We start from the raw sequence: 19,633 nt of genomic DNA on the forward strand, positions 1-19,633 counted from the left end.
TATAGGTCATTTATTATGAAAAAGTTATTACCGACTTCAACTGCTGGCAGCTTACCAAAACCGTCTTGGCTTGCAGAACCTGAAAAGCTTTGGTCGCCGTGGAAACTCGAAAACGAAGGCTTAGTTGAAGGTAAAAAAGACGCGTTACGTTTAGCACTTCACGAGCAAAAACTTGCAGGCATTGATATTGTTAGCGATGGCGAACAAACCCGCCAACACTTTGTGACGACATTTATTGAGCACTTGAATGGCGTAGATTTTGAGAAGCGCGAAACAGTTCGTATTCGTGACCGTTACGACGCAAGCGTACCGTCTGTGGTAGGTGCGGTGTCTCGTCAAAAGCCTGTATTTGTTGAAGATGCAAAATTTTTACGTCAGCAAACTGATCAGCCAATTAAATGGGCATTACCTGGCCCAATGACCATGATTGATACGCTTTATGATGGTCACTACAAGAGCCGTGAAAAGCTTGCTTGGGAATTTGCCAAAATCTTGAACCAAGAAGCGAAAGAGTTAGAAGCTGCTGGTGTAGATATTATCCAGTTTGACGAACCTGCATTTAACGTCTTCTTTGACGAAGTAAATGACTGGGGTATTGCAACTTTAGAGCGTGCAATTGAAGGCCTAAAATGTGAAACTGCGGTGCACATTTGCTATGGTTACGGTATTAAAGCCAATACTGACTGGAAAAAGACACTCGGTTCAGAATGGCGCCAATACGAAGAAGCTTTCCCGAAACTTCAAACTTCTAACATTGATATCATCTCGTTAGAATGTCACAACTCTCGTGTGCCAATCGACTTACTCGAACTTATTCGTGGTAAAAAAGTCATGGTGGGTGCAATTGATGTTGCAACAAACCAGATTGAAACACCGGAAGAAGTTGCCAACACACTACGTAAAGCGCTTCAGTTTGTAGATTCAGACAAGCTTTACCCGTGCACAAACTGCGGTATGGCGCCTCTTTCTCGTGAAGTGGCACGCGGCAAACTAAATGCCTTAAGTGCAGGTGCAGAAATCGTTCGCCGAGAACTGACGGGTTATGATCTTACTGCTTAATATTTACCAATAAGTGGTATAAAGGGTTACTTTTTTGATGGTGGTTGATAATCAAACAAGTAACCCTCATTTTACTTACTACATGTCGCTCTAATCAGATCGCATGTCGATAGTACCTTCCTGATGGAGTTGGGCGGTATAGCAAACACACAGGAAAAGGTACGGTTCAATTTAGGAATAATGTCATGGTTCAAGCAACAGACTTTAGAAATGCAATGTCTTTACTCACAAGTGCGGTTAGTGTTGTGACCACGGCAGGCATGTCTGGCCGTTTTGGATTTACTGCCTCTGCTGTTTGTAGTGTGACTGACACACCGCCGACATTATTGGTCTGTATGAACCAAGCTGCGAGTTCACATGCACATTTCCTAGATAACAAAATCTTAACCGTAAATGTGTTAGGCGCGCATCACGAACATATTTCAAAAGCATTTTCATCTAAGCTCACACCAGAAGAACGCTTTAAACATGGCGAATGGATTGAGTTAGAAACAGGCGCACCTGTGTTGGAAGATGCTTTGGTGAGCTTCGATTGTGAGATTGAGCAAATTCAACAAGTCGGCACACACACGATTTTTATATGCCCGATTGTGGCGATTAAACAAAGCCAACATGACCAAAGTTTGGTTTACTTTAACCGTGCTTATCACCAAGTGGGGCAGACAGAGACAGTCTAATCCTACTTATCATTTCGCTGTTTCATAATAAAAGACTCATTAAGAAATCAATAAGCACGGATCGCTTGTGTTTAATTTTAAAAATACAATTAAATATAATATCTTAAATAATAATTAAGTTAATCTAATGAAAAACAATAAGAAATTTAATCACTTGTCATTAAAGCCACATTGACACATCTTAACTCTCAGATTATGCTTTGCGTGCTGGCCACATTGCCAGCCGGTTTTAGCAGACCGATCTTTGAGGACATTGAAAAAACTCGTTTTTTTGATGTAGACCCACTCGTCTCCCTTTTTGTAGCGGTAGGACGGAAGGGGGACACCTTCGGGTGTGCTGGGTTCTCGAAGCCAGTCTGCTAACCCTCTTTCGTTCTGCCACCATAATTCCAAATGAATGCTTTGGCAGAACTCCCAAAATCAGGAGTTGGCTATGCACATCCATCATTTCTTGGCCCTCAGTGCCAAAAGCTATAACGACACCACTTAATTCATCTTTAAACAGTTTGGAGGCTTAACCGCTTTTCAGACTTTAAGTCATTACGGCTAAAAACTTATATCAACAATAAAACTTGAGATGTGCCAAGCACCGTCTTACGGCTTTGCTGTGCCTTTTTTCTCCCAAAAGGGCACAGGCTTTTTATCTCATTTAGAAACAACAAGAATTTATAACGGTAAAACTATGCCAACTTTAGAAATACCTTCCAAAAAATTACAGGTGGTCCAAACCGCAATCCAACTCTTTACCACGCATGGGTTCCATAATGCAGGGGTAGACCTCATTATCAAAGAAGCCAAAATACCGAAAGCCACGTTTTACAACTACTTCCACTCCAAAGAACGCCTAATTGAAATGTGCATCGCCTTTCAAAAAAGCCTACTCAAAGAAGAAGTGCTCTCGATTATTTACTCAAGCCGTTACTACACCCAAAAAGATAAACTTAAAGAAATTATTGTCTTACATACCAATTTAAACAGTCTGTACCATTTGCTGCTTAAAGCGGTTTTTGAAATAAAACGGCTGTATCCGCAAGCCTACCGTATGGCAGTTGAATACCGAAAATGGCTACATCGGGAGCTTTTTGACCTGATTTTTAGCTGTGAGACCCGTGCTTTTAAATTTGATGCAGACATGGTTTTAAACCTTATAGATGGCCTGATGCTACAGGTTTTAAGCTCTAAAAATTTGGATGAACGAGATGTGGTTTTGGAGAAGTTTTGGGGGCAGGTGTTATAAATTTAACACCTAGGCTCTTTAACTTATATTCTTAAAGGTGAGAGTTTTAATTTTCTAAAAATAAATTTACTTTTAATCTGGAAAGTAAAACTTCTATTTTTTAAGTATTTTTAGATATAGATCAGTTTTGGTATTGTATACTTCATGAAAAATTATTAAATCTTGAGTATTTATAATGAACATTGAAATTTGTACTCCTAATTCAGCTACAACAAAAGATAAAGGCGACTTGCTTGAAAAATTAAGTAAAAATATGCTGGAAGCTCAAAATTATCATGTTGATGAAGAAGTACGTAAAACAGGAAGTGAATTAGATTTACTATGTAAGCATAATGTCTCTAAGAAAAAAATTTATGTTGAATGTAAAGCCTATCGGGATAAAAAGATTGATGCGACGATAATAAGACAGTTACTTGGTACTGTTGTATTTGAGGACTATGACGAAGGATGGCTAATTGGGACTTCTGATTTTAGTAAGGATGCAAAAGGGCTTTGTGAAGAGTTACCAAATCGACCTCATGGAAATCGAGTAATTATCTACACTCCTAAAGATATTGTTCAGTCATTACAATCTTCTAGAATCATTAGCAATATTCCAAAAGAACATTTAGAAAGTTATATTGATCTGAATAAGGTTGGAGAATGGTATTTATTAATAACAAGTTTTGGAATTTTTTGGGCTGTTACTATCTTAAATGCAGGTATACCAACAAATGTTATCTGTTATCATGCTAAGACTGGAACTTTAGTCGAAGATCAGGCACTTTTAGATAATATTGCCTCAACTGACTGTAGTCTATCTAAACTAGACTTTTCCAAACTTATAAATACAAAGAAAGATATTAAAAGTTCTCTTGATTCCCAAATAGAAGTAGTAGAAGTGCAAAGAGGTGAGGATTGGAATGACTATCGACCTGCACGACCTCAAGACTTTGTTGGGAGAACGAAAGATATAAAAGAAATATTTGATTTTTTTAAAAAAATAAGAGAAAAAGAAATCGGTACACGAATTTTCGCAATTACTGGTAATTCAGGTTTAGGTAAAAGCTCGTTAATTATTACCCTTTCTGAAAAAGCAAAAAATCTTCATCAGAAAAAAAAGTTGTTCTTATATGCTATTGATGTAAGGGCAGCAAAGTCTCCTGACTATATATATTCCGCATTATTAAAAACACTAAAAGAAGCACAAAAGAAGGGATTCGGTAATTCAAAGATTGATTTACAAATTACAAATGTTAATCATCCACTAGAATCAGAATCTATAGCAGAATATTTAAATAGTCTTAATACCTCGAAACAACTCATAGTATTAGTTTTTGATCAATTCGAAGAATTATTTAGTAAACCTGATTTATTGGAATTATTTAATAATGCAAGTAATATTTTATTAGATGCAGCTAGCTTAAAAGCTAATTTATGTATTGGGTTTGCGTGGAAAACTGATAGTACAATGCCTTCAGAACATAATGCATATTTCTTTTGGCATAGATTATCAGATTATCGGATTGTTAGAAAATTAAATCCTTTTTCAGATAGGGAGTCGCATGCAGTAATTAATAAGTTTGAGGAAGTAATTGGTGAAAAAATCCATAGTGATTTAAGGCATAATTTAATTGTTAGTAGTCAGGGATATCCATGGTTATTAAAAAAATTATGTATCCATTTACATGAGAAGATTTTATCTGGCCAAAAACAAGAAGATCTATTAGATAATAAACTGGATATATCTAGTTTATTTGCAAGTGATTTAGAAGAGCTAAATTCTAATGAAATAAAAGCTCTAAAATTTATTGCCCAGAAAGCACCAGTTGATTTAGTTGACACTATTGATACGTGTGGTGAAGATATAGTTACAAGTTTACTGCATAAACGTTTAATTATAAAAAGTGGTATTAGATTAAATATTTATTGGGATATATTTAGAGAGTATATTTTAACAGAGACTGTTCCTATTATCTCATTAAGATATTTGCCTTCTAATGATTTTTCAACAATATGGAATGTTGTAAAGTATTTGTCTAAGAAACCAATTTCTATTCAACAGTTGCAGGAAAAAACTGATTTTTCAGAGGGTACAATTCAAAATATAGGAACTGATGTTTTATTATTTGGTTTAGCAACTAGAGAAAACTCACAATATGTATTATCGGAAGATTTGTTGGAAGAAGAAAATACACAAGAGAATATTCTGAATATAATTAGAGAAAAATTTAAGAAACATATTATTACTTTACATCTAAAAGACCTTTCAAGTGGAACATTATTAACAATTACAAATTTCATAGATTTAATGAAAGAAACTTATCCTGATAATAAATATGCAGATAAGACTTGGAGATCTTATACTATTAGACTTATTCGCTGGTTAGAATTAACAGGTTTCTTACAGCCAGCTACAGAGCCAAATACATGGATTTATAAAGATTTAGGAAGTCCCAAAACTTCTGTGATGAGTAGAAGACGTACTTCTAACTTTTTTGTGCCAAGAATTACACCTCAGTTATTTATATCGATATATCCTCAGATTGCAGGTAAGAATCTTCAAGAATTAATAAATGATGGTAGAACTAATAAGGCTTTAGAAATTTTAAAAAAATTTGAATTAATAGATAATGAATTTATTTTAGATATTAAAGATTTTGAGTCTGTGGTTTATGCTAAAGCTAATTCAGAATTTAGTATCCAAGCTATGCTTGAAATTAAAGAGCTATATTCTGCTGATAAACTATCAGGACAGGCTTTAGGTAAGTTGCTTAAAGAAAAATATGATTTAAAATGGACTGATGTAACTACTCAATATTCAGGCAATAAATTGAATAGTTGGGCTAAATGGGTTAAATCTTATGAAGTGAAAAATGAATAAAATCTATTAAGAATTTATATACAAGTATGTAGTTATTTTAGGTCATATTTTATAAAATTTCTTGCGGCTTTGTAACTATATTTAATAACCTTTTAATAATAAACTTTGAAGTTTTTGGAGAAATAGTTATGCTTTCAGAAAAATTTTATAAGATTTTTTCTTACATAGTTATATCTTCAATAACTTCTTCTTTCTTTGTTTTAATTGAGAGTTTTTTTGATAGTATTGTAGAGGTGTATAAATTAGAAAATAGTTCATTTAGAACTTTTATAACTTTTTTTGTTGCTTTTTTAACAAACTTTTGGTTTCAAGATTTATTTAAAGAAAGAATTAGAGAAGCATGTTTGATAAATTTTTTGACATACAGATTAAATTTCGAAATTTTTAAATCTAAATAATTATTTAGTAGGGTATTTTAAAGACACTACTAAATGCTTTCGTGTTAGTACAAAGTTAAAAGGTTCTTTGAAACCTTTACAAAGAACTTTCATATTCCACGTACCCATCTTCAATTGCAGGAATAATCTCTACGAACTCAAAGTAGGGTACTGTACAAAACTCAGAGTCTCGTATCGCATCAATCACAACAGATATTCTTGTAGCTCTTTTTCAATCGTCTCACTAATTAACGTTGAATAGTCACTATCCTTAGTATCTAAATGACGCATTAACCACACATCTTGTTTTAAAGTTTGCATAGGTAGTATAGGTACTAAACCCAAAGCCTTTGCAACAAAACAAGGCAGGGCTGTAATTCCTTGTCCTTCAATGACTGCTAATAGTTGCGAGTGCATGTTATCAAAAGACAAAGCAGGGGCCGCGTCTTGAGTGAGTTCACGCATCCATTGTGCCAAAAACGTATATTGAAGGCTTCTGTCCCAACCAATTATACGATGATTCAGTAAATCATCAGCCGTTTCAGCATGCTTTGTGAAACTGGCGAGATAATCTTTACTACAATAAAGCCCATATTCCAGTTGACCAAGTCGCCGAATAATGTAACGCCCACTTTCTGGTCGGACAAGTCGAAGAATAATGTCAGCTTCCCGTCGGGAAAAATCAACAGGAACGACACTTGTTGAGATTTCTAATTGTAAATCTGGATGCTTGAGTTGCAATGCTGTTAGCTTTGATTGAAGCAACTGCTGCCCAATTAACTCAGGTAAAGCAATGCGGAACAATGATTGTTGCCCTTGATCGTTGTAACGTTCCATCGCTATTAAATGCTCTTCAGCTTTTTCAGCCAAAGCAAAAAAATGTTTTCCAACATGGGTGAGTGTATAGCCATCACTGTCTCGAGAAAAAAGAACCGCATTGAGACTTTTTTCTAGTTCAACAGCTCTGCGATGTACGGTAGAAACACTAATACCAAGCAATTTTGCACTGCGGCTCAACCCGCCAGTTCGCCCAATAGCTAACAAAATTTTAGTATCGTCCCAGTTCATACCTTTCCATATTTAGAAAATGCGTTTGCAATAAAAACTATAGTATCGCCGATGTTTAGATTTATACAATTCAAACAACCATTGCAAAGACTCAAAACTCATTATATGAGACGACCATAAACGTTTTTGAGCGGTGATATGTCTTGCTGCAATTAAATAAGATTTTCTGGTTATGGCAGGAGCTATTTCTGAGATCACAATATTAATAACAGAGGAGTTCTGCCATGACGACCATTTATGTAGTTGATGCATTTACCACTAAACCAAATACAGGAAATCGAGCAGGGGTTGTTCTAGATGCGGACCATCTTACGACTCAAGAGATGCAAGATATTGCTGCATTTGCAGGGTATTCAGAAACTGCCTTTGTTTTGTCACCGAAAGATCAGAGCCATGATATACATGTTCGATATTTTACCCCTACACATGAAGTCCCGATCTGTGGACATGCCACAATCGCAACTCATTTTTTACGTGCAACTACAGGCCACCAATCAGACTATCCATTAATCGCAAAAACAGGAGCTGGTCATTTACCCGTTTCAATATTTGGTAGTTCAAAAGAGTTACTGGTGAAAATGACTCAAGGTCGTGTAGAGTTTTTATCACCTTTTAATGAGAGTCAACGGACTGAACTCGCAAGCGCACTCGGTGTGAGTGAAAGTGATTTTGCGGATTTACCAATACAAGTTGTCACGACGGGGCATTCCAAGGTGATGGTGCCAATGTTGAGCAGAAATAAACTCGATGAATTAATTCCAAACAATAAAAAATTGAAAGCTATTAGTGCTGAAATAGGTTGCAATGGTTTTTTCCCCTTTGTCTTGGAAGGGAGTAGGCAAGAACCTATTACTTATGGTCGAATGTTTGCACCTGCAATCGGTATAAATGAAGATCCTGTAACTGGTAATGCAAATGGCCCAGCGGGAGCGTACCTTGTTCACCACGATTTAATCGAATGTGACCAGAAAGTAAGCTATTGGGGGTATCAAGGTCTCGCAATAAAAAAACCAGGGCGAGTTTTAGTGACAGTTGAGAAAATAGATTCAATATTACACGTTAGCATTGCAGGCCAAGCGATTCTAGTTGGCTCAGTTTTGTACTCTGGAAAAGATTGATGATCTTTGAGAAATTATGGCATCTTGCGTATTCCAAAGAATTTCTTCTCTTTATGTAAGTCCATCATCTCAGATATCCATTTAAGATGTAATTGCTTTAAGTAAAGGAATGATTAACGCGGCAGGTATAGCAGGGGAAAGCAATTTAAATGATTTACAACAGCGAGTTGAAAAGGCTGTATTTGGTTATTTAGATCTGGATTAATGGTCTATAAGCATGAGCGTATTACTGTCAAAAGCTCTTTAATAAAAAACACCTTCCAAACTCAAGATTTGAAAGGTGCTTTTATAGGGGTTATATCTTTACGAACACATTAGACAGTTGGTAAAGCATGTAAAAGTTGGTCAGTTAACTGATTTACTGTGTTAAGTGAAATCGTATGAATCAAACTACCGCCCGTTGGATCAGGTTCACCAACAGCAATACCTTGATTTGAACCTACCGAGCCGAGGATATTTCCTAAAATATCTTCTACATCTACAGAATTACTATTGTCTGAGTCACCATAGTTAATGCTAATTAAGCCATCTAGGCCACCCAGTAAACCACCGTCGCCGCTGTCAACACCACCAATAATCGTGGTGATTGAACCCAAGAGGCCACCGTTTTCAGTGACTAGGTCATCACCTACAATATGCTGAATAATGGTAGATGCCGTTGAACCATTGGTAATAAGAGTATCAATTACACCAGTAATCGAGCCACTTGCACCCTCAAGGTCAGCGCCTGCAAGGTCAGAAATAGCCTCAAGCGTACCGTTAACACTATCACGTGAAGTCTCGAAAAGTAGTTTTCCAAGGTCTGCAAAATCGCCGACAGGATGCTCTGCATCAGGGAACACACCAATAATTGTTCCGGCAATCGTATCAATACCTGTATTAATCAAACCTGTTTTTAAACTTTCTAAATTTTGTAGAACGTCAATACCGCTTTGAATAATACCTGTAAGTGGGTTATCGCCTAGATCACCACCGATGCCGCCTATGCCACCGATAATGCCAGTAATCGGGCTTAAAATATCTCCATCACCATCAATACCACCGATAATGCCAGTAATTGGACTTAGGATATCTCCATCACCGCCAATACCACCAATAATGCCAGTAATCGGACCTAAGATATCGCCTGTACCTTCACCACCAATAAATGAGAAAGAGTTGCCTAATACATTAAGTGGTGTAGTGATAGGGGCAACAACGTCAACATCATCGCCATTACCGTTGCCAATGCCATAATTATGTTCACCGTTACCTGATGAAATACCATTTAATAGGCCATCACCAGAGCCGTTGCCTGAGTCGCCAGAACCAATCACACCACCTGAAGTGTTGCCATTGTTGGTAGTGTCATTGTCATTGACTGTGTTTGAAGTAGTTGTCGGTGAAATATTAATAGAGTCGGTGGAAGAACCGCCGATACCTGATAAAGCATTGCCCAGAATATTTAAACCGCCAGTAAATGGAAGCGTAAAGTCTGCATCGTCACCGTTTCCGTTACCAATGCCATAATTATGTTCGCCATTACCAGACGCTGCACCATTTAAAAGGCCATCGCCAGAGCCATTGCCCGAACCGCCACCAAGGCCACCTGTATTGGCATTATCAATGGTGTCATTATCATTGACGGTATTAGTTGCTGTGGTTGGTGCAACATTTACCGATTCACTAGATGAACTGCCAAAGCCTGAAAGCGAGTTGCCGGAAAAGTTAAGTACGCCAGTAAGAGGGAAGGTGAAATCTGCATCATCACCGTTTCCGTTACCAATACCGTAGTTGTGTTCGCCATTGCCAGAAGCAGCGCCGTTTAACAGGCCATCACCAGAGCCATTTCCAGAACTTCCACCAAGAAGCCCGCCTCCATTATTTCCATTATCAGTCACGTCATTGTCATTAACTGTATTGGTCGTTGTAGTTGGGGCAGTATTAATTGAACTAGAAGATGAATTGCCAATGAGTGAGAAAGAGTTACCAGAGAAATTAAAAACACCTGTAATTGGTGCGGTAATATCTACATCATCACCATTTCCGTTGCCAATGCCGTAGTTATGCTCGCCATTGCCAGAAGCAGCGCCATTAAGTAAACCATCACCAGAGCCATTGCCTGAACCACTACCTGTGCCGCCGCTATTACCATTATCAATGGTGTCATTGTCGTTCACCGTATTTGATGTGGTGGTTGGCGCAGTATTGACTGAACTTGATGAAGAATTACCAATGAGAGTAAATGAGTTTCCTGAAATGTTTAGAACACCAGTGATCGGAGCAGTAATATCAACATCGTCGCCGTTACCATTGCCAATACCATAGTTATGTTCACCATTGCCAGAAGCGATACCATTACCTGCGCCATCACCTGAACCATTGCCGGAACCGCCCAGAGCGTTCACGCCGCTATCACCAGTACCATTGCCGTTATAGGTGGTGTCGTTGTCATTCACAGTATTTGACGTTGTAGTTGGCGAGGAATTAACAGAACTTGCAGATGAATTGCCAATTAGAGTAATTGAGTTACCAGACAAGTTAATAGGAAGCGTAATTGGGGCTGTAATACTTGCGTCATCCGCAATCCCATTTCCGATACCGTAGTTTTGCTCGCCATTGCCAGAGCCAATTCCATTTAACAAGCCATCGCCCGAACCATTACCAGCACCTGAGCCATTGCCGTTATAGGTGGTGTCGTTATCATTCACGGTATTTGATGTATTGGTTGCAGAGTTGTTGACCGAACTAGAAGATGAGTCACCAATTAGGGTAATAGAGTTACCCGCAAGGTTAATTGGAATTGAAAGTGGGGCAGTAATGCTTGCGTCATCGGCAATACCATTACCGATTCCATAGTTGTGTTCACCATTACCAGAAGCGGCGCCATTTAAAAGCCCGTCACCAGAGCCATTGCCTGTACCACTACCAATGGTGGAGCCGTTACCATTATTCGTTACGTCGTTGTCATTAACGTTATTTGAAGTGGTGGTTGGAGAGCTATTCACCGAACTTGAAGATGAATTGCCTATGAGAGTAATTGAGTTACCAGATAGGTTGAGGGGAATGGTAATTGGGGCGGTAATACTTGCGTCATCCGCAATACCATTGCCAATACCATAGTTGTGTTCACCATTTCCGGAAGATATTCCATTAAGTAGGCCGTCACCAGAGCCGTTACCTAAATTACTGCTTGTGTTACTATTTTCAGGAAGTGGGATAATACTAGTAATCGAAGATAAAATACTTTTAATAAACATAATCTATTTCCATGTGATTTGTTTGAGATGTTGTTATTACTATTTATTGATTATGTGTTTTAGAGCACATAATTGAGAAAGAGTATTTAATTTTTTACTATTTGGTGTCAAGTTGTGTAATTTTTCACGGCTGATACAGTGAGTTTTTAAATATATTCAAAATCAACAAAATAAAAAATACGATTATTTTTAATAACATTTTTAAACATAAAAAATGGGCTGAGTTAATAAAAAATTTTTAAGATTAAAATAATATATGTATTTAAAAAATGATTTATCTTTTTGAAATAAAATAATTTTTATTTAAAATTAAAATGACTGTGTCTATAACATTTTGTTTTTAAAATAAATTTAATTTATTTATAGGGTTTAAAGCTATCGCTTTAAATAATGAGAGTGACAAAAATAATATAGATAAATTTTGTGATATTTTTACTTGAGTATTTATTCGGATTTGTAAAATAATCGTAGGGATATAAGTTTTTGTAATAATAATTTGGTATATCTACGCCGTCGGCTGAGTTTTCGTTCGTTTAAAAGCCAGAGTGGGTCAGCCGACACCTTATTTTATTTGTTTAACAAAATTCTTTTTAAAACAATAATTTTTATTTTAGTATTTTAAATTGTTTTTATAAATTATTTAGATTTTTATATTATTTATTTTTAAATTAAAAGAATATAACTTATATAGGATTAAGTTCAGAACAGCCTTGTATAAATTATTAAATATTTATTGAATAAAGAATAAATAAATGAGGCTTGAGCTGAGCCTAAATAATTCTGGTAATAAAAAAGCCACTCTAGATGAGCGGCTTTTTGGGAAAGCCGTCATGCGACACATAAGTTGACATTGGTGCCTTTTATAGAACAAAGAATTAGGCAGCTAAGCGACAATGAGTTTCATGAAAATACGACAGATAAGATGACATTTTTTAAGAAAAACGACACATAAGATGAAATTTTGAAGTGCGACATATCTTGACGTTCTATGTGAGTTTAGGGATTGAGTCTAAGAATAAAATTTCTTATTAATATTTGTACTAACCATTTAAGCAGGATAATGTATGAATAGTGATAAATTAGGACTTAAAAAAGAGTTTTTGAATTTATATTTGCATGCTGTACTTGCACACTTTACAGCAATTGTAGTTTTTATATTGGGGAGTAAGCATATAGTAAATTCATATGATAAATTGCCAGATTTTATACCATTAATAAGTAGTTATTATTTTAATATAATAATGCTTTTAATGGGAGTGTTCTTCTTTTTTTATATGCTTTTTGAGGTTTATTTAAAAAGAATGATACAGATATTAAATGCTGCTAAATTTTCAGCTCCATTTTACATTTTTTCTATTTTTGGTTTTATTGGGTTGGGAGTTTTTCCATTTTTCGGCGCTTTTTCCTCAATTAGTTCTTTGTAAGATCATATTTTTAATATATAAAAGTGAGTAGTTTATAAAATGGCTGAACCTATAAATTTTGCAACTAATTTTGCTATAAAAATCATTCTTTCTATCTTTGGCCCGATTTTAAAAAAACCAATAGAATGGATTACTAAATTTTTGTTTTTAGATGCCTATAAAGTATCAACTGCATATAGGACCTCTAGAGACCTACAACTATTGTGGCGTAAGGATTTGGGGGGATTTGTAAATTATAGTATAAATTGGAATCAAATTTTTCTAGGAAAGCAGCAGACTAATTGCACACTATGGGTGAAAGCAAATAATGACCAACATTACAGTAAAGTTATTTTTTGCGTTACTGCTTCTTTAAGTAATCTAAAATATCAATCTGTGATAGAGATTCATGACTTAACGAGTAAGCCTTGCGTTTTAGCTTTACCAAGTATTCCTATTAGAAATTTGGAGTGGAGAAATGGCCAGCTGTATGAACCTTATAATGAATTTAAGATTGAGTTAAAAGAAGTTTTTGATAAAGATAATACTTATATAAATCTAAAAAATAATACGAAATCTATATTTAATCCTGTAGATAATTTAGGTTTTCTTCAAGGAAAGAAAAGTTATGTTTATAGATGGGGACAATGGTGGAATTTAGATTTTTTAGAATCTGAGAAAGATGAATTTCTGCTAACTTATAAGGCATATGCTTTTAGGGCTAAATTTGATAAATCTAATAATGCCAGTTTATTTTCAGCAAGAGCGTGGCTTTTAAGTAATAGATTACTTTTAAATGTTTTCTTTTGGAGTAAGAATATATTTAAGGCTAAACATTTGAGAGTGGCTTTTGATAAGTATTTGAAAGATATAGAGGAAGCGGCTGGTTTTAAATTGGTAGATTAAATAAAAAACTTAGGTTGAGTTGAATGATAAGATAAATCTTTCAATGCTGGTGTACAAAACAGTAAAAAGCTGGCTTGGGAACAAGCCAGCTTTTTACTGTTTTGTACAAGATAAAAGTTACCAAATTACCCTTAAGCCAAAATTAAATTTCTAAATTTTAGACGTCTACCTTGGCTAATTTCGGTTACTTCTGATCAGGAAGAGCAAACGCAATAATATAGTCACCTACATCTTTTGAGTGGCTCGCACCCCCTGCAGAAATAACTACATATTGCTTACCTGTTTTTGGTGATTTGTAAATTAGAGGCGCCGCAACTGCTGCAACGGGTAATTTAGCTTTCCATACTTCTTTACCAGTTTTGGAATCTAGAGCACGTAAATAATAATCTTGCGTACCTGCAAAAAATACCAAGCCAGAAGCTGTTGAAGTTGGGCCACCTAGTGTTGGCATGCCTAATGGCATTGGGAGATGTGATTTAATACCTAATGGACCAAGCTGTTCAGCTGTTCCCAATGGTACTTGCCATACCAGCTTTTTGGTTTTTAAATCAATCGCAGACATTGTACCGAAAGGTGGTCGATTACAAGGTACGCCTAATGCTGATTGCATAATGTCAATTTTTACTCCAGCGTACGGACCTGCAAATTGTGGGCGTACTGTTCCCATAAATCCAGGAACTTCATCGGTAGATATTTTGTATTTCCCCATATCTTCTTTACGAACTAAAGACATCCGCAAAGGCATACGCATATCATTGACGAACATTAAACCTGTTGATTCATCAATTGAAATACCACCCCAATTCATTCCGCCTAATAAACTTGGCCATTCAATATATGGTTTCTCACTAGGTGGTGTATATAGCCCTTGATAGGCCGAATCTTTAAACTGAATACGGCAATTGAGTTGATCAAAAGTTGAAATACCCCACATATCTTTTTCACGTAAAGTGTCATTACCAATTTGTGGCATACCCACAGAATATGGCTGAGTTGGGGATAATTTTTCTCCTTCTGCATGACCTGTAGTCGGTACAGGCTTTTCAATAACTTTAGTAATAGGTTGGCCTGTACGTCGATCTAATACAAAAATTTGTCCCATTTTAGTTGTTTGAATAAGGGCAGGAATTTGTTCTCCCTTATCATTGGTGACATTGTAAAGAACAGGTTGAGAAGGTAAATCATAGTCCCAGACGTCGTGATGAACAATTTGATATGACCATTTAGTCTTACCAGTCGTTGCATCTACAGCAACTACTGCTGAGCCAAATTTTTCTTTTGCTGCATTACGATCACCGCCCCAGTAATCAGGTGGACCATTTCCAGTAGGCAGATATACTAGATTTAAATCTTTGTCGTAGGTTGGAATAGTCCACATATTTGGGGTTTCAAGAGTAAAACCGTTTTTAGGTTGTCCAGATAATTCTGAATTACCTACATCCCAAGCCCAAGCTAGTTTACCAGTACGTACATCATAAGCACGAACGACGCCAGAAGGTTCACCATGAGTAATATCTCGAACCCAACCGCCTAAGATAGCAACATGCCCTGCGATTAATGGGGTAGAGGTTGGATGGTAACGTTTACTTTTTTCAGTAGGACCCATGTCATTTAACAGGTCAACTTGGCCATTTACCCCGAATTGAGGACATAAAGCACCAGTTTTTGCATTCAATGCAATTAAACGACCGTCAACAGTAGATGTTAAAATTCGTTGTGGGCAGGCTTGAATACTAGGAGTTTGTAAATCTGCTTTTGAAAGCGTTTTATCCTGAGTCGCATCATAGTAACCAACACCACGACAGGTAATGTGTTCAGCTGTTTTTGCTTTTGGATCATATTTCCAAAGTGCTTTACCGCTATCACCATCAAGCGCAGTAATAATATTAGTTGGAGTACATGAGTACAGTGTGCTACCAATTTGAATTGGAGTATTTTCATCGACTCCAATATTTTTTGGTCGGCCAGTATGGTAAGTCCATGCAATCTGTAAGTTTTTAACGTTATCAGGAGTAATGTCAGTATAAGGGGCAAAGCGGGTACCACTACCACTACGACCAAAATATTCCCAATTATCAGGATTTTCTGCTGTAGGTTTAGTTAAATTACGATCTTGAGCAATATTAACTTGATTTAGAGTTTTTCCATGGGGAAAAAAAGCTGAGATTAAAGCTATAACACAAGCAATAAAGCCAACTAAACCAACACGATTAGCAAAAGTCACTTTTTCTGTTGAAAGCGTTATTAAACTACGGCTTGCCCATAAGCTTAGTACAAATAAAACCGTTGGAACAACTAGACGGGGAATATATTGCCAGAAGTCAAAGACTTGAACTTCGGAAACAGCCCATATAACTGTTGCGATGAAAGTTAAAATGGATAACCATAAGCTGGCTACTTTTCTGAATGTATATAAAATAGCAATCAGTAGATAGGCAATACCAGCGATAAGGTAATAACTTGAGCCACCTAAGCTAACAAGTTTTCCACCTTGGATAATTAAGAATAATGCGATTAACACATGTAGAAGTATTACGAAAAAGCGATAAACTTTTGATCCTGCCCTTTCAGAAGGTGCAGTGTATTCGGTACTCATATATTGTCTCTTAATATCATCACTGCTTAATTATATTGATAATGAATATAATTAAGCTTCAGATGAATATTTCATATGGATGTAACTCGGACATTTGATGAAATGAAAATTTAGATGAGATTTTCATTTACAGAGGAAGTTAGTATGTATATTAAATGCTAACATTTTAGCCAAATGAGAGGAAATAAATATGAGAAATATTAATATAATATAGCTAATATATTATTGATTTACTTTTATTATTTTAAGAATTTAACTGGTTTTATAATTTAATTGCATTAAAGATTTATGAAAACAGTAATTGATGAATGACCAATTAAATAGGGAATTAAGTCTTATAAAAATTGGTTCTTGGCCTGGAGGGCATGATGATTTTATCCATTTTTTTAAATTTACTATAGCCATTAGGAGATCTAAATCATCTACTTCAAGTTTTTCTAAGTTGAGACCTGTTACAGCAATTGCCTCTAAGTCATGTTTTGAGCTAATAGGTTTTAACTCACGATATATTGATATTGCCGGATTAGATACGATACATGCTCCAATGGATAATAAGCTAAATTCACCTGGTATAGGTCCCGATATTCTCAATATCGACCAATATGTAGAATTCATTTTTTGTCATGAGTTAAACTCGCATTTTTATTAATTAATAAAAATACTGAAAGGTACTAAAGTTGAGGATTATTGATTTAACTAAGTTATATTTCAGACTATTAAAATACTATTAGTAATTGTTTGAATAGTAATGAAATAAAAAATCCGACTTAATGTCGGATTTCTTATTTTAGCGGCATCAGATGTGTTTTGTTGTGCCTATTTTCAATCCGCATTTAAGGGTAGTGGGACACCCATTTTTCCATCCACATTTAAAGGTAGAGGAACACCTATTGGAGGCTACTATAATAAATTAAAGCTCATGGGTCAATTTGAGTGGGAGCCTCTTTGACTAATAAAGACGATGTTCTGAGCAATAAAAATCCAACCTTAGCTCGGATTTTTTATTTCAGTGGCATTACATGTGTCGCGTAATGTTGTTAGATATGTCGTCGTCACGCGACACATATGTTGACATTAGTATTTTTATAAAACAAAAAGTTAGATAGTTAACCGACAAATAGTTTCATGAAAATAAGACAAATAAGCTAACATTTTACGAGTAAAACGACACATAAGATGACATTTTGATAAGCGACATATTTTGACGCTTAATATAGTATTAGGTATTGATTCTTATGATAAATTGGATAGGATGCTTTTAAATGATTTTTTAAATTGCATAACAAGGATAGTAAAGAGAGAAGATGAAAAGAGGTTATTTTAATAATAAGATTAAGGACAGCATTTTTTTTAAAGAGAATTCAAAGAAGTGGGTTTTATCAATAGAGTATTCGACACCTATTTGGTATGACTTGATAATGGATGAGTGTGAAGAGTATAAAGAGTTTTATAAGGAAATATTAAATGACCAAGTTGAAGCCTCAAAAGATTGTAATGAAAAAGAGTTTATTTACTTTTTCACATCTAGACCTAAAGTTAGGTTTGATCTCTCACGGAAAATTAAAATTGGCAAGAATATTGGTGAAATATTCTTAAATTTAATTATCAATTGTTCAGAAAAAAGAAAAGTTAATATTGATCATGATTATTGGCGAGATTTCAAGAAAATAATTATTAACGAAAAATTTATAACTTTTAAGTTCGATGAAGATGTTAAAATAACATGGCCAATTCATGTTTTTTTATATGAATATAATGTTGAATTAGGTCTTGAAAGTGAAGTGCATTATATAGGAAAAACAAAAGACCCCGTAAGTCGTACAATGACTAGAGAGCATCGTGGTTATTCCGATATGCTTTACTACTTGTTGCATTTAAAAGAAAAGAGAGATATTTTTCTGAACGTTTTAATTTTTAAAGTATCAGTTATTTCTCCTCCACATAATAGTATTGGAATATTTTCAACAAACTCCGTACTTGATCATATTCCAAAGGAATTGGAAATATTTGTTATTGAATATTGCCTAATTTATTATTTTAAATCTTCAATTCAAAAAGGTGATATGGATACTTCTTGGAGTAAGTTTGTTAATTACTTTAGGGATTTCCAGAAAGAAGGAATAAACGCGTTGTATTTTAAGTTGGAAATGAAAGAAAGTACAGAATATAATAATTTGGGTACACCTAATTTAGCTGCCAAGAAAAGCCATTACTTTTCTTGGCAATTAAATGAAAATGGACTTCAGATGGAAAGATTTTATGAAAGTAAAGATTTAGATGAAGAGGTTTTTAAGGATTTCTTTGTTTAGATATTAATTTTATTATAATTTTTTGCTTTTAATAAACATCTTCGACCTTCCACATATAAGAATCTTGAACATACGACAAGTATGGCTGAAATACCAAAAATTGTAAGAAAATCAGGAATAGTTAGCAATTTTTTAGTTAAAATAGTTAATAAAGCAATTAGAATAAAGTATGTTGTTGTGGTTAATGATGCAATAAACCATATGGAACTTTCAATGTAAATTCCAAATTTCTTTACTGGAGTAGGTATCTTTTTTGACCAAGGCTCAATATCATCTGGTAGTTGAAGAGATTTTTGTAGAGCAGAAGATAATTTTTTAAAAAAAATTAGGATTGAATTTAAGGAGGTTTTTATATATTGGCGATTATTTAATTTTTTTGATATTAAATCATCAATTTTTATTGTGATATTTATAATCTGATAAATGCTTGTGAACCAAACTACAAGCCATATAGGTGAGTAAGTTGTAAATAGAATATTTGGTAGATTTTTTAATATTTCAATTTGCATTTTTTATTTCCTTTGTTTGTGATTAGTATTATGGTGATTGTATTTCTTTATCTTATAAAGGTTTATTTTGTGATTCTAATTGTAAGCTAATTCTTATTCTTTAATGATGTACTAATTTTAGTGATGATTTTTATCAAAATGAATTTTGAATATTTATCTTCTATAATTATTTCTTTATTTTTCACTATGTTGGCATGGGGTTGATTTAATTCTTTAGATTATTCAAGTGCCTAAGGTTTTTTATATTTAGATAAATAATGTACTCTCTTATT

At 34.9% G+C, this 19,633-nt stretch carries 14 protein-coding genes and 2 pseudogenes; 11 read left to right on the forward strand and 5 right to left on the reverse strand.

What is annotated here, in order from left to right:
• The first annotated feature begins 15 nt into the window (after positions 1-15).
• From EG365_RS11760 to EG365_RS19490, 5 genes are all read left to right on the forward strand, one after another.
• Positions 16-1,059: a methionine synthase gene (locus tag EG365_RS11760; protein ID WP_000735356.1), complete on the forward strand. Its 1,044-nt coding sequence runs from the start codon at positions 16-18 to the stop codon at positions 1,057-1,059.
• Positions 1,060-1,244: 185 nt separating this feature from the next.
• Positions 1,245-1,736, forward strand: coding sequence for a flavin reductase (locus EG365_RS11765; RefSeq protein ID WP_000249482.1), 492 nt, complete (start codon positions 1,245-1,247; stop codon positions 1,734-1,736).
• A 682-nt stretch (positions 1,737-2,418) separates the two neighbouring features.
• A complete protein-coding gene (locus EG365_RS11775; protein WP_002019316.1) occupies positions 2,419-2,973 on the forward strand; it encodes a TetR/AcrR family transcriptional regulator in 555 nt (184 codons plus the stop codon).
• Positions 2,974-3,148: 175 nt separating this feature from the next.
• On the forward strand, positions 3,149-5,836 hold the full coding sequence (locus EG365_RS11780; RefSeq protein WP_001019260.1) for a restriction endonuclease: 2,688 nt from the start codon (positions 3,149-3,151) through the stop codon (positions 5,834-5,836).
• Between the two features lie 128 nt (positions 5,837-5,964).
• On the forward strand, positions 5,965-6,234 hold the full coding sequence (locus EG365_RS19490) for a hypothetical protein (RefSeq protein ID WP_000947692.1): 270 nt from the start codon (positions 5,965-5,967) through the stop codon (positions 6,232-6,234).
• A gap of 76 nt (positions 6,235-6,310) precedes the next feature.
• Here the strand turns inward: EG365_RS19490 and EG365_RS19575 are convergent.
• Together EG365_RS19575 and EG365_RS11790 are read right to left on the reverse strand one after the other, a co-directional pair.
• Positions 6,311-6,421 (reverse strand): annotated as a pseudogene (locus tag EG365_RS19575) (Darcynin 1); the annotation flags it as partial.
• A complete protein-coding gene (locus tag EG365_RS11790) occupies positions 6,418-7,281 on the reverse strand; it encodes a LysR family transcriptional regulator (protein ID WP_001103908.1) in 864 nt (287 codons plus the stop codon). The pseudogene EG365_RS19575 and the gene EG365_RS11790, both read right to left, overlap by 4 nt.
• A 224-nt stretch (positions 7,282-7,505) precedes the next feature.
• Here EG365_RS11790 and EG365_RS11795 point away from each other — a divergent pair, with 224 nt between their 5' ends.
• Positions 7,506-8,399 (forward strand): PhzF family isomerase, encoded by an 894-nt coding sequence (locus EG365_RS11795; protein ID WP_000208331.1) that lies wholly within the window; start codon positions 7,506-7,508, stop codon positions 8,397-8,399.
• Between the two features lie 85 nt (positions 8,400-8,484).
• Positions 8,485-8,604 (forward strand): annotated as a pseudogene (locus tag EG365_RS19375) (TetR/AcrR family transcriptional regulator); the annotation flags it as partial.
• A 109-nt stretch (positions 8,605-8,713) separates the two neighbouring features.
• Here EG365_RS19375 and EG365_RS11800 read toward each other — a convergent pair.
• Positions 8,714-11,638, reverse strand: a complete 2,925-nt coding sequence (locus EG365_RS11800) for a beta strand repeat-containing protein (RefSeq protein WP_000470118.1) — start codon at positions 11,636-11,638, stop codon at positions 8,714-8,716.
• Between the two features lie 1,064 nt (positions 11,639-12,702).
• On the opposite strand from EG365_RS11800, the gene EG365_RS11805 reads away from it, so the two are divergent.
• Positions 12,703-13,062 carry a hypothetical protein gene (locus EG365_RS11805; RefSeq protein WP_001083481.1) on the forward strand — a complete coding sequence of 120 codons (360 nt, stop codon included), beginning with the start codon at positions 12,703-12,705 and terminating at the stop codon, positions 13,060-13,062.
• Between the two features lie 39 nt (positions 13,063-13,101).
• The gene (locus EG365_RS11810; protein WP_000830090.1) at positions 13,102-13,947 is read left to right on the forward strand and encodes a hypothetical protein; all 846 of its coding nucleotides are present in this window, start codon (positions 13,102-13,104) and stop codon (positions 13,945-13,947) included.
• 184 nt (positions 13,948-14,131) lie between these two features.
• Here EG365_RS11810 and EG365_RS11815 read toward each other — a convergent pair whose 3' ends face one another.
• A complete protein-coding gene (locus EG365_RS11815) occupies positions 14,132-16,543 on the reverse strand; it encodes a membrane-bound PQQ-dependent dehydrogenase, glucose/quinate/shikimate family (protein WP_000102827.1) in 2,412 nt (803 codons plus the stop codon).
• A 304-nt stretch (positions 16,544-16,847) separates the two neighbouring features.
• Between EG365_RS11815 and EG365_RS11820 the strand changes: the two genes are divergently transcribed.
• Together EG365_RS11820 and EG365_RS11825 are read left to right on the forward strand one after the other, a co-directional pair.
• The gene (locus EG365_RS11820; protein WP_000999624.1) at positions 16,848-17,192 is read left to right on the forward strand and encodes a hypothetical protein; all 345 of its coding nucleotides are present in this window, start codon (positions 16,848-16,850) and stop codon (positions 17,190-17,192) included.
• Positions 17,193-17,847: 655 nt separating this feature from the next.
• Positions 17,848-18,852, forward strand: coding sequence for a hypothetical protein (locus EG365_RS11825; protein ID WP_000820340.1), 1,005 nt, complete (start codon positions 17,848-17,850; stop codon positions 18,850-18,852).
• On the opposite strand, the gene EG365_RS11830 is transcribed toward EG365_RS11825, so the two are convergent.
• Positions 18,849-19,361, reverse strand: a complete 513-nt coding sequence (locus EG365_RS11830) for a hypothetical protein (RefSeq protein ID WP_001165350.1) — start codon at positions 19,359-19,361, stop codon at positions 18,849-18,851. The two genes, EG365_RS11825 and EG365_RS11830, sit on opposite strands and share 4 nt — an antisense overlap.
• Positions 19,362-19,633 lie beyond the last annotated feature (272 nt).

Origin of the sequence: Acinetobacter sp. FDAARGOS_494, assembly GCF_003812225.1 — a bacterium.
In the GTDB taxonomy this organism is placed as follows: Bacteria; Pseudomonadota; Gammaproteobacteria; order Pseudomonadales; family Moraxellaceae; genus Acinetobacter; species Acinetobacter baumannii.